This is a genomic window from Brevibacillus brevis NBRC 100599, assembly GCF_000010165.1.
Lineage (GTDB): Bacteria > Bacillota > Bacilli > Brevibacillales > Brevibacillaceae > Brevibacillus > Brevibacillus brevis_D.
The window spans coordinates 4148695-4163708 of sequence record NC_012491.1 but is presented as its reverse complement, the minus strand read 5'-3'; the positions used below and the strand labels follow the sequence as shown (position 1 = coordinate 4163708).

Annotated in this window: 12 protein-coding genes; 8 read left to right on the top strand and 4 right to left on the bottom strand. The window is 44.5% G+C overall.

The features are described from left to right. Positions 1 to 4: 4 nt before the first annotated feature. From asnB to BBR47_RS19920, 3 genes are all read left to right on the top strand, one after another. Positions 5 to 1822: an asparagine synthase (glutamine-hydrolyzing) gene (gene asnB, locus BBR47_RS19930; protein WP_015892235.1), complete on the top strand. Its 1818-nt coding sequence runs from the start codon at positions 5 to 7 to the stop codon at positions 1820 to 1822. Positions 1823 to 1888: 66 nt separating this feature from the next. Continuing rightward, positions 1889 to 3205, top strand: coding sequence for a hypothetical protein (locus BBR47_RS19925; protein WP_015892234.1), 1317 nt, complete (start codon positions 1889 to 1891; stop codon positions 3203 to 3205). Positions 3206 to 3250: 45 nt separating this feature from the next. Next, positions 3251 to 4417, top strand: coding sequence for a cytochrome P450 (locus BBR47_RS19920; RefSeq protein WP_015892233.1), 1167 nt, complete (start codon positions 3251 to 3253; stop codon positions 4415 to 4417). Between the two features lie 136 nt (positions 4418 to 4553). Here BBR47_RS19920 and BBR47_RS19915 read toward each other — a convergent pair whose 3' ends face one another. After that, positions 4554 to 4778 carry a PLDc N-terminal domain-containing protein gene (locus BBR47_RS19915; RefSeq protein WP_015892232.1) on the bottom strand — a complete coding sequence of 75 codons (225 nt, stop codon included), beginning with the start codon at positions 4776 to 4778 and terminating at the stop codon, positions 4554 to 4556. A 151-nt stretch (positions 4779 to 4929) separates the two neighbouring features. On the opposite strand from BBR47_RS19915, the gene BBR47_RS19910 reads away from it, so the two are divergent. Next, positions 4930 to 6048: a hypothetical protein gene (locus tag BBR47_RS19910; RefSeq protein WP_041749534.1), complete on the top strand. Its 1119-nt coding sequence runs from the start codon at positions 4930 to 4932 to the stop codon at positions 6046 to 6048. 37 nt (positions 6049 to 6085) lie between these two features. Here BBR47_RS19910 and BBR47_RS19905 read toward each other — a convergent pair whose 3' ends face one another. Then, positions 6086 to 6976 carry a LysR family transcriptional regulator gene (locus BBR47_RS19905; protein WP_015892230.1) on the bottom strand — a complete coding sequence of 297 codons (891 nt, stop codon included), beginning with the start codon at positions 6974 to 6976 and terminating at the stop codon, positions 6086 to 6088. 110 nt (positions 6977 to 7086) lie between these two features. Here BBR47_RS19905 and hutG point away from each other — a divergent pair, with 110 nt between their 5' ends. From hutG to BBR47_RS19890, 3 genes are all read left to right on the top strand, one after another. Next, entirely contained in the window at positions 7087 to 8052 is a 966-nt protein-coding gene (gene hutG, locus BBR47_RS19900; protein WP_015892229.1) for a formimidoylglutamase, read from the top strand. Positions 8053 to 8064: 12 nt separating this feature from the next. Next, positions 8065 to 9252 carry a sodium/glutamate symporter gene (gene gltS / locus BBR47_RS19895; RefSeq protein WP_015892228.1) on the top strand — a complete coding sequence of 396 codons (1188 nt, stop codon included), beginning with the start codon at positions 8065 to 8067 and terminating at the stop codon, positions 9250 to 9252. 458 nt (positions 9253 to 9710) lie between these two features. Next, positions 9711 to 11285: an FAD-dependent oxidoreductase gene (locus BBR47_RS19890; RefSeq protein ID WP_015892227.1), complete on the top strand. Its 1575-nt coding sequence runs from the start codon at positions 9711 to 9713 to the stop codon at positions 11283 to 11285. A gap of 4 nt (positions 11286 to 11289) precedes the next feature. Here BBR47_RS19890 and BBR47_RS19885 read toward each other — a convergent pair whose 3' ends face one another. Together BBR47_RS19885 and BBR47_RS19880 are read right to left on the bottom strand one after the other, a co-directional pair. Further along, complete coding sequence (locus BBR47_RS19885) at positions 11290 to 11883, bottom strand: AAA family ATPase (protein WP_015892226.1); 594 nt, start codon at positions 11881 to 11883, stop codon at positions 11290 to 11292. 448 nt (positions 11884 to 12331) lie between these two features. Continuing rightward, positions 12332 to 12892, bottom strand: a complete 561-nt coding sequence (locus BBR47_RS19880; RefSeq protein ID WP_015892225.1) for a TetR/AcrR family transcriptional regulator — start codon at positions 12890 to 12892, stop codon at positions 12332 to 12334. A 162-nt stretch (positions 12893 to 13054) separates the two neighbouring features. On the opposite strand from BBR47_RS19880, the gene BBR47_RS19875 reads away from it, so the two are divergent. Then, the gene (locus BBR47_RS19875) at positions 13055 to 13981 is read left to right on the top strand and encodes a ketopantoate reductase family protein (protein WP_015892224.1); all 927 of its coding nucleotides are present in this window, start codon (positions 13055 to 13057) and stop codon (positions 13979 to 13981) included. Positions 13982 to 15014 lie beyond the last annotated feature (1033 nt).

Sequence of the window (15014 nt, the reverse complement as noted above, 5' to 3'; positions counted from 1 at the left end):
TACTATGTGTGGAATTGTGGGATGGCTTGATTGGGATGACGATTTGTCATCCCAGCATGCTATTTTGCAGAAAATGGCTCAAGCGATCCAGCATCGCGGGCCAGACGAAGAGGGGTATTGGTTGTCCCCTCGGGCAGCAATTGCGCATCGGCGCCTGATTGTGATCGACCCAGAAGGTGGCAAGCAGCCCATGATCTACCGAGAAGGAGATCAGACATGTGTCTTATCGTTCAATGGCGAAATCTACAATTATTTGGAGCTGCGCCGCCAGTTAGAGCTGCTTGGACACACTTTTCAAACCAATTCTGACACGGAAGTATTACTGCACGCTTTTTTGGAATGGAGAGAGGAATGTGTCCGTCATCTCAATGGAATTTTTGCATTCGCCATTTGGGACGAAAAAAATCATCGCATGTTTTTAGCACGTGACCACTTGGGTGTAAAACCATTGTTTTATTGTCAACGTGGGAGCTCGTTCTTGTTCGGCTCTGAACTGAAAGCCTTGCTTGCCCATCCAAAAGTGAAGCCTGAAGTTGAAGCGGATGGGTTAGCAGATATTATCGGACTCGGTCCGGCGAGAACGCCTGGATTTGGTATTTTCCGCAATGTAAATGAGGTTCGAGCTGGACATTGTGTAACAGTTACAAAGGATCAAATCAGGACAAGGCCATACTGGAAACTGGAGAGCAAGGTGCATACCGATGATTTGGATACAACGACAGAAAGGATACGTGCCCTGTTACAAGACACGGTAACGCGTCAGTTAATCTCTGACCTGCCATTGGTTAGTATGCTGTCTGGCGGTTTGGACTCTAGTGGCCTGGTCGCTTTAGCCGCTGAAGAGCTTCGTAAAAAAGGGCAGACGTTGCAAACCTATTCGGTAGATTTTGTTGACAATGATCAGCATTTTGAAGAAGGCTTGCTGCACATTAGCTTGGATGCGCCATGGGCAAAAAAAGTCTCAGAGCATGTACAAACGAGACATCAAGAGATTACCTTCAACGCTCAAGATCTGATCACTCATTTTCATATGCCGTTGCGAGCGCGTGATCTCCCGGGATTAGGGGAGACAGATACCTCGCTCTATTTGTTTTGCCGGGAAATGAAGAAAAAAGCGACCGTCTCGCTATCAGGTGAATCGGCAGACGAAGTGTTTAACGGGTATCCTTGGTTTCAAAAGGAGAAATTCTTGAATTCAGGCAAATTCCCTTGGATGGAGCATGACGGGTGGAGTTCCTTTTTAAATGAAGAAGCCATCGAGAAGATTCGCCCACAAGAATACCTTCGCAGGCGGTATGAGGAAGGGATTGCAGAGGTGCACCCTTTGGAAGGGGAGACAGCTCTGGAAGCTCAACAACGCAAAATGTCGTACCTTTTTATCACTCGCTTTCTCCCGCTGCTATTGGATCGCAAGGATCGAATGAGCATGTATACGGGGTTTGAAGTACGTGTTCCCTATTGTGATTACCGCTTGGTTGAATATTTATGGAATGTCCCATGGAAAGTAAAAAATATTGATCAAATCGAAAAAGGCTTGCTTCGCAGAGCGTTCAAAGGCTATTTGCCGCAGGAAGTATTGTACCGCAATAAAAGCGCATATCCGATGACCTATCACCCAGAGTATTACCATGCGATTTTGGACCATATGAAGCAAATTCTGGCGAATCCCAATTCGCCTTTATTACCCTTGATTAATAAGTCTGTGATCCAATTTGTACTGGATGGTAAAGCCCCTATGAATCTCGCTCAATCAACCAAACTGATCGAATACCTCGTCCAAATAAATATGTGGTTAGAGGAATACAAGATTTCCATTCGATAGAAGCCCAAGAATCTGCTGATAAAAAGGACAGTCAGGATGTTTTTTAGTTGAAGGGGTGTGAAAGAAATGAATGTCGGTGAAGTAAATCAGAACATGGCAATCCCGCAACGACTGCCTGCAAACGGGAGTGACAGGTTTAATTACATGGTTAGCTATCTTTCCGATTGCCAGCTACAAATGGTGCTGGAAATGGACGGACAGGTGAATCAACAGCGATTGCTTCAAGCGATGGAGGCAAGCACCATTGCGGAACCGATCATTGGTTGCCGTTTTATAAAAGATCCAGTCCGCCCCTATTGGGAGCGACGCAGCGATTTGGCGTCAAGCGGTTGGTGTTCCTTACAACTTCTCAGTGAATCCGATTCCGTAGAGAAAGCCATACAGGAGTGGCTGTCGAGCCCAATAGACATCGATGCTGATGCGATGGTCAAAATTCGCATTCTGCGTACCCTGACCAAAGATATCATTTGCATCAAACTGAATCATCTATGCAGTGATGGAGCAGGGCTGATCGAGTATGTTCACTTGTTAGCGTCGCTATATAGTGAGCTTGCCAAAAACCCTCGCTACGTTCCCCAATCAAACCCCGAGGGCAGGGATCAGAGCCGTTTGTTCAAGGAGATGGGTATCCCAGCTGGCGGGATGCCGGAAGCCCCAGAACCCCAGGGACCAACACTTCCGTTTATGCCTGGAGAACCAGCCAAAAGGAGACAAGCCATTCGCAGAATACCGCGCGAAGTGTGGCTGGAGCTGGCGCATGGATTTAAACAAAAAGGGTTCACGGTAAATGATGTGCTATTGGCTGCCTACATGCGAGCTTTATATCAACAGATGGAGAATGTTCCGGCAGAGCAAATAAAAGTCATGGTGACAGTTAATGTAAGGAAATTCTTACCCAAAGGCAAGGCAGACGCGATTTACAACTTGTCTGGCGTTGTTCACGCTACTATGAATCAAGCAACAGGGACATTTGCAGATAAGGTAAAAGAAGTGGCCGAATTCATGAAGAATCAACGCGATAATAAAGAGATTTTGCATGATGCGGTAAACACGTTTGCCTTTGTGGAAAATTTCGAGTTCGATCACACCTTGAAGATCATTCAGGATGTAAGAAAACAAATTGTAGCAGATGGAAAAAGTACACCAATATTATCAAATTTCGGTATGATTAGTACGAGTCAAATAACATTCGATGATGTGAAAGTCGCAGGGGCGTATATCGTCTCGCCAGCCTATTACGCACCAGGATTGATGCTTGGAGTCAGTACGTATCAAGATTGCATAACCCTCACTATTTCCTTCTTTGAATCGAATACAGATAGTGGGTTAATAGAAAAACTCCTAGATACCATGATAGAGGAAATCAAGTCCTACCGAGTGTAGCAGTTTGCAGCAATTCCCTACTTATTTAAATAAGGAGTGATTGAAATGAATAAAATAGTATTCCCTAATGAAATATCAGGTGCCGAGAATCTGCAACAACAGTTTGAACCATACGGCTGGTATGCCGAAATGAGAAAAAATAGCCCGGTCCATTACGATGAAAAGCAACAGGTTTGGAACGTATTTCTCTATCCGGATGTAGAGCGTGTGCTGACCGATTACCATCTCTTTTCAAGCGATACAGGCAAACGAATCGCCGGTTCCCTTGCATTGAAAGAAAAGGGCATCACAGAGATGGACCCGCCTGATCATGGAAAAAGGAGAGCGCTTTATACAAAGGCCTTTTCAACCAGAACACTTCAGGAGTGGGAGCCGCGCATTCAAGAAATTTCACGTCATTTGCTAGAGGAAGTAAAAGAAAAGCAAAGCATCAGAATTTTAGGTGATCTCGCAACCCCGATGCCGGTGATTGTCATTGCCGATTTGCTCGGTGTACCGTCCAGTGATTGGATGCTGTTCAAACAATGGTCCGATGTTCTCATCACTTCCGGGACCCGCGAAACGTATGAGGATATTACCCTTAAAAAAGAAGAAATTATGAAAGAAATGGCTGTTTATCTCTCGCCGATCATTCAAGAAAAAAGAGAGAACCCGGCAAAAGATTTCCTCTCCGATTTAACGCAAACAGAATATAAAGGCCAAAAACTATCTGACCGCGAGATTATTGATATTGCAATTAGCTTACTGCTCGCAGGAAATGTAACGACAAGTACGCTCTTGTTCAGTGTTTTCTACTGCTTTTTACTGGATCGACCAGGCGTATATCGTGAATTAAGAGACAATCCGGAACTGGTAGATCAAGCGATCGAGGAAGTGTTACGCTTCCGTCCGCCAGCACAGGTTTTGATGCGCAAGGTTCAAGAAGATACGGATATGTTCGGAAGTCTGATGAAAAAAGGAGAGATCGTCATGGCATGGCTCGGTTCTGCCAATCGTGATGAAAATACCTTTGCACAGGGAGATCAATTCGATATCCATCGACCGAATAGCAACAAGCATTTATCCTTTGGAAAAGGCTGCCACTTATGCCTGGGAGCACCACTATCCAGACTGGAAGCAAAGGTGATGCTAACAGAAATGCTCAAGTGCTATTCTGACATCTCAATCGGCGGATTTGAGAACGATCTGATCCTCCATGTGACGAGAGACTAATCAATCATATTTTCTTATCAAGCAGTTGAGCAGGAAGAGATTCCTGTTTAACTGCTTTTTTTTTTTCGGAAAATCAAATGTGGAGGGATGTACGAAGAGAAAAATAAAAAAGTAAGGACAGGGAATTCCTTACTTTTCAAAACTTATCTTTTCGAATCAACAAATAAACAATCAACCCAATAATCGGAAAAAACAATAAAGCAATAAGCACGATGATAGAGAACTCCTTGCTATTCCCTCGTCTCCTTGCATCACGGTATGCCCAAATGCTGATGACAATATTAATCACGTTCAAAAATAAGAGGAGAAGGACGGGGAGAAACACAAAAAAGGTAGAAGGAGCATCGCCTACACTAACCAAAAGATCACCTGCTTTTGAATGTTTTCAAGACTTTCCCAATTATATAAAAAGATGATCGACTTGTGAAATCAATTTATTCTATCGGCGTAAAAATTGGTATAATCGGAATGTATTATTTCTACTTCTTACCATCCTTGGGGGCGCTTAACCATTGAAAAAAACTTTGAATAAAAGAAGATGGCTTTCGATGCTTGGGATGATCGTATTGGTAACCGGATGTCAACAGGAACCGACCAAACTGATCACATCGGAAAACACCGGCCAAACAACAGAGACCGCAGCAAAACCAAGCCCTACTCCACCCGTTACACCCAATCAAGAAACGGAGAAAGAACCAACATCTGAACCCATTCCAGTCTCTAGCCCAAACACAACAGTCCCTACCAACCAACCAGTGGAAGAACAACGAAAAGAACCTCTGTCTCCTTATCAAGTACTTAATAAAATCCGGGAAATAGAAAAAGTGAAAGGGGGAACATATCAGGGGGAGTGGAAAGAGGATGAATACACATTTCACCTACCAGACAAGGATGGAGATGGCCGAAACGCCCGCTATTATGAACGCTCGACTCACCATGTAAAAGTACTTGGAAAAGATGGTTTGAAGGATTTCTATCATCTTTTTGATCCCGCTACTTATCCACAGACAACCTTGGAGGCAAAAAGTATACAGGTGAATCCGGAAACAAGGCAGAAAATGGACAAGATCGAGCAGAAGCTGTATACAAACGAGGATATATTTCACGCCGAATGGTCGCCGAACTTTCAGGCAGTTGCCTATTATAAGGGAACGACCGAAGAGGGTCAGGCATACATTTGGAAGGTTGGCAACGATTCACCCTCCCCAATAAAAGAGGCAGTCATTGACCGCTATTTCTTTACATGGTCTCCCGATTCTGAGTATCTCCTATTGGATACGGGAACGAGCAGACATCGCGGCGGACAAATCTATCAGGTAGCAAACGATAAAATGAGTGAGCCTTTTTCGTATATTTCCCAATTCCATTTCTCACCAGATTCGAGATGGGCAGCATTTTCTTTATCAAGTGGGAGAGTTGCGAAAGAAAAATACGGGATGGAAGACGAAGATACAGAAGACATATGGCTGTATGATTTGGCTACCATGAAGCAGAAAAAGCTGCTTCAAGCCGATGATCATACGGACTACTTCCCACTCGAATGGAAGAGTGAAACCGAGCTTCTCTACTGGAAGAAAGATTATCAGAAGAATACGGAAGAAGAGTTAACGCTGACGATTCCTCAAAGGTAGTAACCCAATACCCTCTATGTGATGTAGAGGGTATTGGCTATGTTCTGGAAGGAAACTTCCCCCGAACCTCCTCTAGAAAAGCCTGCATCGCCGGGGCCAAATAACGATTTTTCAAGTACGCCAAGTAAACTGTCCGCTCCAACGCAGGCGAATCAATCGTTTTCCGAACAAGCGAAGCATCTGTTGATCCAGACAAATAGTTCTCCGGAATAATCGTAACCCCCAGATTCTCTCTCACTAATGTCAACGCAGTTTCAAAGCGCTCAATCTCAAATTTGATTTGCGGGTTGACTTGTTCAAACGAAAAGGCTGTTAAAATATCCTCCCTTGTCTGAAATCCCTCTGTACTAATGATGAATGGCTCATTAGCCAAGTCTTTCAATCGAACGGATTCTTTTTCCGCCAGCGCATGATCCTTGTGTAGCACCAGCATTAAGCGCTCATCATACAGGGGAAAGGATTCGATATCGTCTTCATCGATGAATTGGTTGGTTATGAGCAAGTGCGTATGATACTTCCGCAGTGATTCCTTTACAGCCTTCCCGCTTAGCACCTCGATTAGCTTGATGTTAATAGAGGGAAAGCGCCCCTGATATCCGCGAATGACCTTTGGAATCCAATGCTTCACGGATTCAATGATGCCGATGATGAGATCGCCGCTCCCGGTCAGCTTCACTTCTTCCATCTCTTTTTTCAGCATGTTCATTTGGGAAAGAAGCAGCAACGATTTCTGATACAAGATTTTACCAGCATCCGTCAGTTCCATTTTCCTCGTGTTTCTCTCGAGCAGTGGAGAGCCGACTTCTTGCTCCAGATTTTTGATCGCATTACTTAAGGAAGGCTGTGAAATATGCAGTTTTTGTGCGGCTTTGGAGTAGCTCAACTGATCGCAAACTGTCACAAAATAGTGCAAATGTTTGATATCCAACTGGATCGCCTACCCTTATTTATAGCTTAAAGCTATCAATTTATTTGAATTATATATTAGAAATAATAAGTTTGTCATTATATAATCAATAAACAAAAGGTTCAGAAAGGGTGAATAGCTTGCCAATGAATGTATCAGCAGATTTGTGGACCGGCCGGACTGACCATACGGAGAGAAGAAGTAGTTTTCGCTACCATCAGATTGTAGAAATAACGGACTTGGATACATTGCAAGCTGCCAAGGATCGTACAGTCGCTATCATTGGGTTTGAATGCGAGGAGGGAGTAAGGCGCAATCAAGGACGATTGGGTGCAGCCAAAGCTCCAAACGCAATTCGGCAAGCGCTTGCAAGTCTTCCTTGGAAGGTGGAGGAAGGAAAACGGATTGTTGATGTGGGGAATGTTGCTTGTCCAAACGAAGAGCTAGAAGCTGCCCAGGAAGAGTTGGGGAATGCCGTCTCTGCGATCTTTTCCAAAGCCATGACGCCCATTATTTTAGGTGGAGGCCATGAGACCTTGTATGGACATTACGTTGGTGTCCGGAAGTATATTGGAAAAGAGGCTTCTCTGGGCATTATCAATATTGACGCTCATTTCGATTTGCGTTCCTATGAAGTTCAGCCTTCATCGGGGACGATGTTTCGGCAAATACTAGAGCATGACAAAAATAGCAGCTATTATGTGCTGGGGATTCAACGCTTCGGAAATACACAGGAGCTATTTGATAAAGCAGATGAGCTTGGTGTGCGCTATGTGTATGAAGAAGAGATGACAGACGCACGAATGGATGAAATTTGTTTATCTGTAAGCGAATTCATCGAAAAGCACGACCATGTCATGCTGACGTTGTGTACAGATGTTTTAAACGCAGCTTTTGCACCGGGAGTAAGTGCTCCATCTCCTTTCGGCTTAACACCGATGGTTGTTCGCACTTTGATCCGTACCGTTGCCGCTCATAAGAAAACGCTTTCTTTTGATATTTGTGAAGTGAATCCGGTTTTAGATGAAAACGGAAGAACAGTAAAGTTAGGTGCTTACTTGACGAATGAAGCCATCATGGGATTACTAGAGAACTAAGGGGAGACAACTATGACGTTAGCACTTAATCAAGTAACGACGATTTTTCTCGCAGTAGCACTTCTCGTATTAGGTACATTTCTCGTAAAAAAGGCTAGCTTCTTGCAAAAGTTTTGTATCCCGGCACCAGTGGTTGGGGGCTTGTTGTTCGCTATCATTGCAACGGCTTTGAAAGCGACCGGAATTTTACAAATTACATTGGATACTTCCTTGCAAAGCTTGTTCATGCTCACGTTTTTTACTACCGTTGGATTGGGAGCGAGCTTTAAGCTGATCAAGCTTGGTGGTAAGCTGCTCGTTATTTACTGGATCGCCTGTGGATTTCTGGCTTTGGCCCAAAACGTAATCGGTGTGTCTTTAGCTTCCGTGTTCGGTATTCATCCGTTGATCGGGATGATGGCAGGGGCTGTCTCAATGGAAGGTGGACATGGAGCGGCTGGCGCTTTTGGACAAACGCTTGAGGATATGGGCATTCAATCTGCGTTGGCGATTGGGATCGCAGCAGCTACCTTTGGTCTCGTAGCAGGGGGCTTGGTTGGCGGACCGACTGTGAAATATTTAATTGCCAAACACGATCTGAAACCGACGGAAACGGAAGAAGTAGTAGAGACAGAAGAAGAAAAAGGACAACCGATTCACTCGAATACCTTCTTCATCCAAGTCCTGTTGATTACGTTCTGTATGGCATTGGGAACGTATTTGGGAGAGCTGTTCTCTACTGCAACCGGATTTGTTTTACCAGGTTATGTGGGAGCGATGTTTGTAGCGGTGATTGTCCGTAATATCGTAGACAAGCTCAATCCAAAGGCAATCGACATGAAGAGCATCAACCTGATCAGTGACGTGACACTCGGAATCTTCCTGTCCATGGCACTGATGAGCATCAAGCTGTGGGAAGTTGCCGATCTAGCGCTTCCAATGCTCGTAATCGTATTTGTTCAAGTAGTTTTCATCGTTTTGTTTGGGATTTTCGTTCTGTTCCGTTTACTTGGCAAAAACTACGACGCCGCAGTCATGGTCGCAGGCTTTACAGGGCATGGTTTGGGCGCTACTCCGAACGCAATGGCGAATATGGCGGCCGTAACGGGACGGTTTGGTCCTTCGCGAAAAGCGTACTTGGTCGTTCCGATCGTAGGTGCCTTTCTGATTGACGTGTTCGCGATGCCAATCATTATTACTACGATTAATTTGTTTAAATAAAGACGATGTAAACATCCCTTCATGCTGGAGAAAGTCGAGCTGGAGGGATTTTTTGTGCTTACAATTACTTTGGCTTACTCTTAACCGTTTAGAGCTTTGCAAATAATAGAGAAAAAAGGAAATATTTTCTTTACTGTTCGTATCGTGTTCGTATATCTTTATATAAGAACGTACGTTCCTATTTTAAATAACTTTGCAAAGGAAATCTCACCCAACGATACAAGTTTCAGGGTAGAGATGTAGAATGCTGGCTTGGTAAGAGACAGCAGGAAGGGGATGAAAAGGGGCAGCAACTCCTAGGTAAATTTGAGGCACGAATGCAGAATCAAAGTTTGCACAAGTAGAAGCCGATGAAAAATATTATTTTGTTTTTTTTGAGAAAATTGTAACCTTTTGTCAATTTTTGCGTACAATCTGGAAGAAACAACCAAAAAGCAGAGAATGTGGAGGGAAGTAGAATGAGAGAACTTCATGCTGATGTGGTAATTATTGGGGGAGGTACTGGTGGCTGCGCAGCAGCACTGGCAGCAGCGAAATCAGGAAAATCAGTTATTATGACGGAAGAAACTGACTGGATTGGGGGTCAATTTACGAGCCAAGCAGTACCGCCAGATGAGCATCCATGGATCGAACAATTCGGTTGCACGCGCAGCTATCGCACATTCCGTGACAGCGTGCGTGATTATTATCGTAACCACTATCCAATGACGGCAGAAGCCCGCGTCATCCCGAATCTTGATCCTGGTAACGGTTCGGTAAGTCGCCTTTGCCACGAACCAAAAGTTGCGCTAGCTGTTTTTTATCAGATGCTTGCTCCTTATATTAACAGTGGTAGACTTACTATTCTGACGAATCACAAACTGCATGCCGTTCGCATGGCTGGCGATAACGTACTGTCGATCACAGTAGAAGATCAGAAGCATCATGATTTTCATGAACTGGTAGCACCTTATTTCTTGGACGCGACAGAATGTGGAGATGTACTCCCACAAGCCGGAGTAGAATACGTACTTGGCGCTGAATCAGTGGATCAAACAGGGGAGCCAAATGCTGTTGTCGGGCCGCCGCAGCCAAATGATATTCAGGCATTTACGTATTGCTTTGCCATGGATTATTTGGAGGGAGAAGATCATACAATTGCCAAGCCGGAAACGTATGACTTCTGGAGAAACTACAAAGCAGATTTTTGGCCGGACAAGCTGCTTAGCTGGACAGGCTCCAACCCGCGAAATACTGCTGAATCTGTACGATATGAGCTGTTTCCGGGTACTAAGTATTTTCCACTCTTCACGTATCGTCAGATTGCTGATCCGAAGAACTTCCAAACCGGATTGTACAAGAGTGGCGTAACGACTGTGAACTGGCCGCAAAATGATTACTGGCTCGGCTCGATCATTGATGTGCCAGAGGAAGAGCGTCAGCGTCACCTTTACGGCGGTAAACAGTTGAGTCTCTCCCTTCTGTATTGGATGCAAACAGAGGCTCCTCGCCCAGATGGTGGACAAGGGTATCCAGGACTGCGACTGCGCAAGGATGTAATGGGAACAGAGGATGGACTGGCCATGTATCCTTATATTCGTGAATCCCGCCGGATCAAAGCAGAATTCACCGTATTGGAGCAACATGTGAGCGCATTTGTCCGCAAAACAGGCAAAGCAGAAGCCTTCGAAGATTCTGTTGGTGTCGGTAGCTACCGAATCGACCTGCATCCGAGCACAGCGAACCGCAATTACGTCGATGTGTCTACCTATCCGTTCCAAATTCCGTTGGGCAGCCTAATCCCTGTGCGTGTAAATAACTTGCTGCCAGCGGGCAAAAATCTTGGGGTTACGCATATTACAAATGGATGCTTCCGTCTCCACCCAGTAGAGTGGAACGTCGGTGAAGTAGCTGGTTATTTGACAGCTTATTGCTTGCAACATGGCCTGACTCCTCGCGCTGTCCGTAACACTCCCGATGAGCTGAAAAAGTTCCAAGCGTTCTTGTACGCGGAAGGCGTAGAGTACTTCTGGCCAACCATGTACGCAGTGTAAGAAGTTAGACGATCTGGTTGCCTGAGTTCGGGATTTTACCGAACTCAGGTTTTTTCACGGAGAGTAAGATTTCCTCGACAGTTTCCTGAGGCGTCTGCTCGGAAGAATCGATCCACATGCCGAGCTTTGGTGTCTCGGTCTGCAAGATTTTATTCAGGTGGGAAATCGTCCAAGCACCATACCCTGTTTTGGGACGGGAAGCTTCTCTTTCTTCAACCGCTTTTTCATTTGGCGTGAGTACTACCACATACAACGGACGGTTTTGAATCATTTCAACAAATTCGCCTAAAAAGGGGCCAATCACAACATCCTGTACAACGACATTAAATCCTTCTTCAAAAAAAGTGTCTGCCGTAGAGGCTGTTATTTTGTAGCGCAACCACAACTGACGAATGGCTTCTTCTGACGGTTCGGGCATATATTCCTCTCTGCCATTTACAATCATTCGTCGGAACGAATCACCTCGCAGATGAACGCCTCGATTCAGCTTTTCAGCAAGTAACTGAGCTACTGTTGATTTTCCCGAAGCCATAATCCCGGTAACGAGAAATATACATCTGTCTGGAGCGTGAACATTGGCATTCTCTTGCATGATCATCCCACCTTACTTATTTGATGTTATGTGAGTTCATATATGGAAATCATTAGATAATTCTTAGTTTTTTGAATCATATCATGGCGGTCGTGAAAACGCGATTTAGAAAACGAGGCACAAATAGGATAATATTTTTCTGCGTGTCGAAAAAGGAAGTACAGTCATACCAAAATGAGGGGGACTTTATCGTGATAGGTCCTATTTTTTTCGCGGGGAATGACTGATTAATAAAGTATTTTCTTAGTGCTTAGGTTAAGATAAGTCCCCTATTTAAGAACTACATGCTACCCGCGTATGTGCTTTAATTTAGTAATTGGAAATGGAATACAATGAGGAGGACGTAGCCCAAGCGAAGGCGCGGGAGCGTCCTTTTTATTGAAACTAACGGGCAGATTACGGCAACTAGTTGATGAATTGAATTCGGCATCTAAGTCACATTTCAAAATATAATTTATTTCGTATCCCATAGCTGCAGCCTTGCTTCCAAAATCTTAGCCACCTGTTCAACCATCTCTTCTGGCGTATATGGCATAGATTGGATGACCCACCACTCAATCAACCCCGTAATGGAAACGGATAAGAATTGCGCCAATATATCCTTGTGGATACCGGTTTCTAGCGTCATTTGATTCACCACCAAGGTGATATTCGCTTCAATCATCTGTGTCATACGGTGTCTGAACGTTGGAATACCTTTATTGGTGATCAAAACGTTATAGGTTGCTGCATGCTCTTTCAGATACGTGAACGCACGAATCAGCAGGTCACGGGACAGTTCATTGGTTGGCCCATTCTCCGGCACACAACTGTCAGCAAGCATCATCAGATAGTTCTCCACGCTCTGTTCCAGCAGGTCATATTTGTCTGTAAAATGCAAATAGATTGTTCCGCGATTGACATTGGCTCGATCCGCAATACCTTGAATGGTGACCCTCTCAAATTCCTGCTCTCCCAACAGCTCAATGAACGCTTGCATAATCACTTGTCTTGATCGCGCGATGCGCCGATCCATGGTTTTCCCCTCTTTCCTGAACACATCCAGCATGCGTTGTTCATTTCTCAACAGAAACGAAAGCAATTAGCCATTGCACCTGCATCCGTTCCAATGATACCTTGATTGTAATGCACAGGTGTTATATATTCAACAACTGTTAATAATGGGAGGGAAATAATATTGAATATACTTGTGTACGGTGCAGGTGTGCAGGGAAGCTATCTGGCATATGTCCTGGTGAAGGGCGGTCATGACGTGACTGTGTTGGCAAGAGGAAAGCGAGCGGAGGAACTGGAAAAGGAGGGACTGGTCATTCGGCATTACCTTCAGCGAAAGACAACTATCGATCGGGTTCGTGTAATTCGTAGACTGGAGTCAAGTGATGCGTATGACTTGATCTTCGTCATGATGAAATATTCGGACTTCGGGGCTGTACTGCCGATCCTCGCAGAAAACATTAGCCGTCATATTGTATTGGTCGGCAATAATATGGATACCTACGCCATGCAGGACTATTTGAGTAAACATGGACAGTCTCCCAAACAGGTCGCTTTTGGATTCCAAGCCACCGCAGGTAAACGTACCGACGGACGAGTCATTTGCATTCGTGGCGGTCACGGGGAGATGATCATCGGGGGTCTGGATGGACCCATTCCGTTTCGCTCCCTGCTGGAACAGGCATTCATGCGAACCAAGTACAAACTTAGTTACCATGATCAGATCGATGCTTGGCTGAAAAACCACATGGTGCTGGTCGTGCCCATGAACATGGTCATTCTGTTCCATGGCTTCCAGATGAAACAGGTTGTTCGTGACGACAGGCGAATGCGTCAGTTAGTGGCAGGGATGGGAGAGGGCTTCCGTGTACTTGACTCATTAGGGTACCCGTTAACACCTCCGGAGCAAGCGTCTTGGATTACCCGCTATCCAAACTTAATCCGCTGGGCGCTGAAGATTTTCTTCATGCTTCCGGTTAGCGGGTTGATTGATGGGACGGCAGTTGAGCTCATAGCTTTGAATGAGGCATTTGCCGAATGGAGGGCTAGGTCGGATGTGCCTACGCCAAATTGGGATGCGTTAGAGGCGGATTGGCTTATTCAATCATAGCCACTGCCGCGGGCCGTGTGATATAGACTGATGTCGGAAGGTGTTGGAGCACTTGCAGGGCCGTACTCATGGCCTGCCTTACCGTTAGAGAGTGAAAGAACATTGTACCATTGCCGAAAATCGGGCAGCATTAAATTGATTTTGCGAATATGTACAAAGTATAATAATTCACTTAGTCAATTGAGCTGTTCTGCTTTGTTAGTTTAATTAAATCCTTGAAAAAGGACATATAGCTCCGTAAAATCCTATCTTCTTTTTTTGCACTATTGAGTGAAGATAGAAATAAAAAGTGTTAGAGATACTCGCAGAGTTCTATTCTTAATGACTTTACTGTTAATATCTCCAAAAATAAGTGAAAATAGTTTTCGTGTTTACTATAAACGATTAGTTGATCGAGGAATGGCGAAGAGAAAAGCAATAGGTGATGTATGCGGTAAGATAGCCCAAGTTTTATACTCATGCCTTAAAAAACAACAAACCGTATGATCCGTTCAAACACGCGAGCAAAATGGGAGTAATCCTTGATGGCGATAAAGTGAAATTAAAGATCCCATCTAATTTAGAAGATTACGAACGTCAGGCAGATGAGTTAGCTGACGATGATGTCTTATAAACGACAGTGTCTTACACTGCCTTAAATAGAACATAAATAGCCCATTGCCCTGCAAATTGGAAATTAAGGAGCTTCCAAATTACGGTGATGGGCTAATTGAATTTTTATAAGCACTACAATACATTAGACTGGATAATAAAGTTCTAGACTGGCTGCCAAGTTAAATGAACGGGCAGTTTAACCCGAATATGGACGAAAGGAAAGGCGTTGCAAATAGAGAATCATATAGATGACATTCTGATTAGGTTGGAAACAATGACAAGAGCAGTGGGACGAGGCGAAGCCAAGATGCAACTGCTCTAAGCGGAGAGGGCTAGCATTTCCTGCAAACATCTCTCCATTCAAACAGACAAACCTCCCCCATTTTCATATGGTAATGCTGTGTAATACCATAACTGTTAATGGAGGTGTTGAGGTATG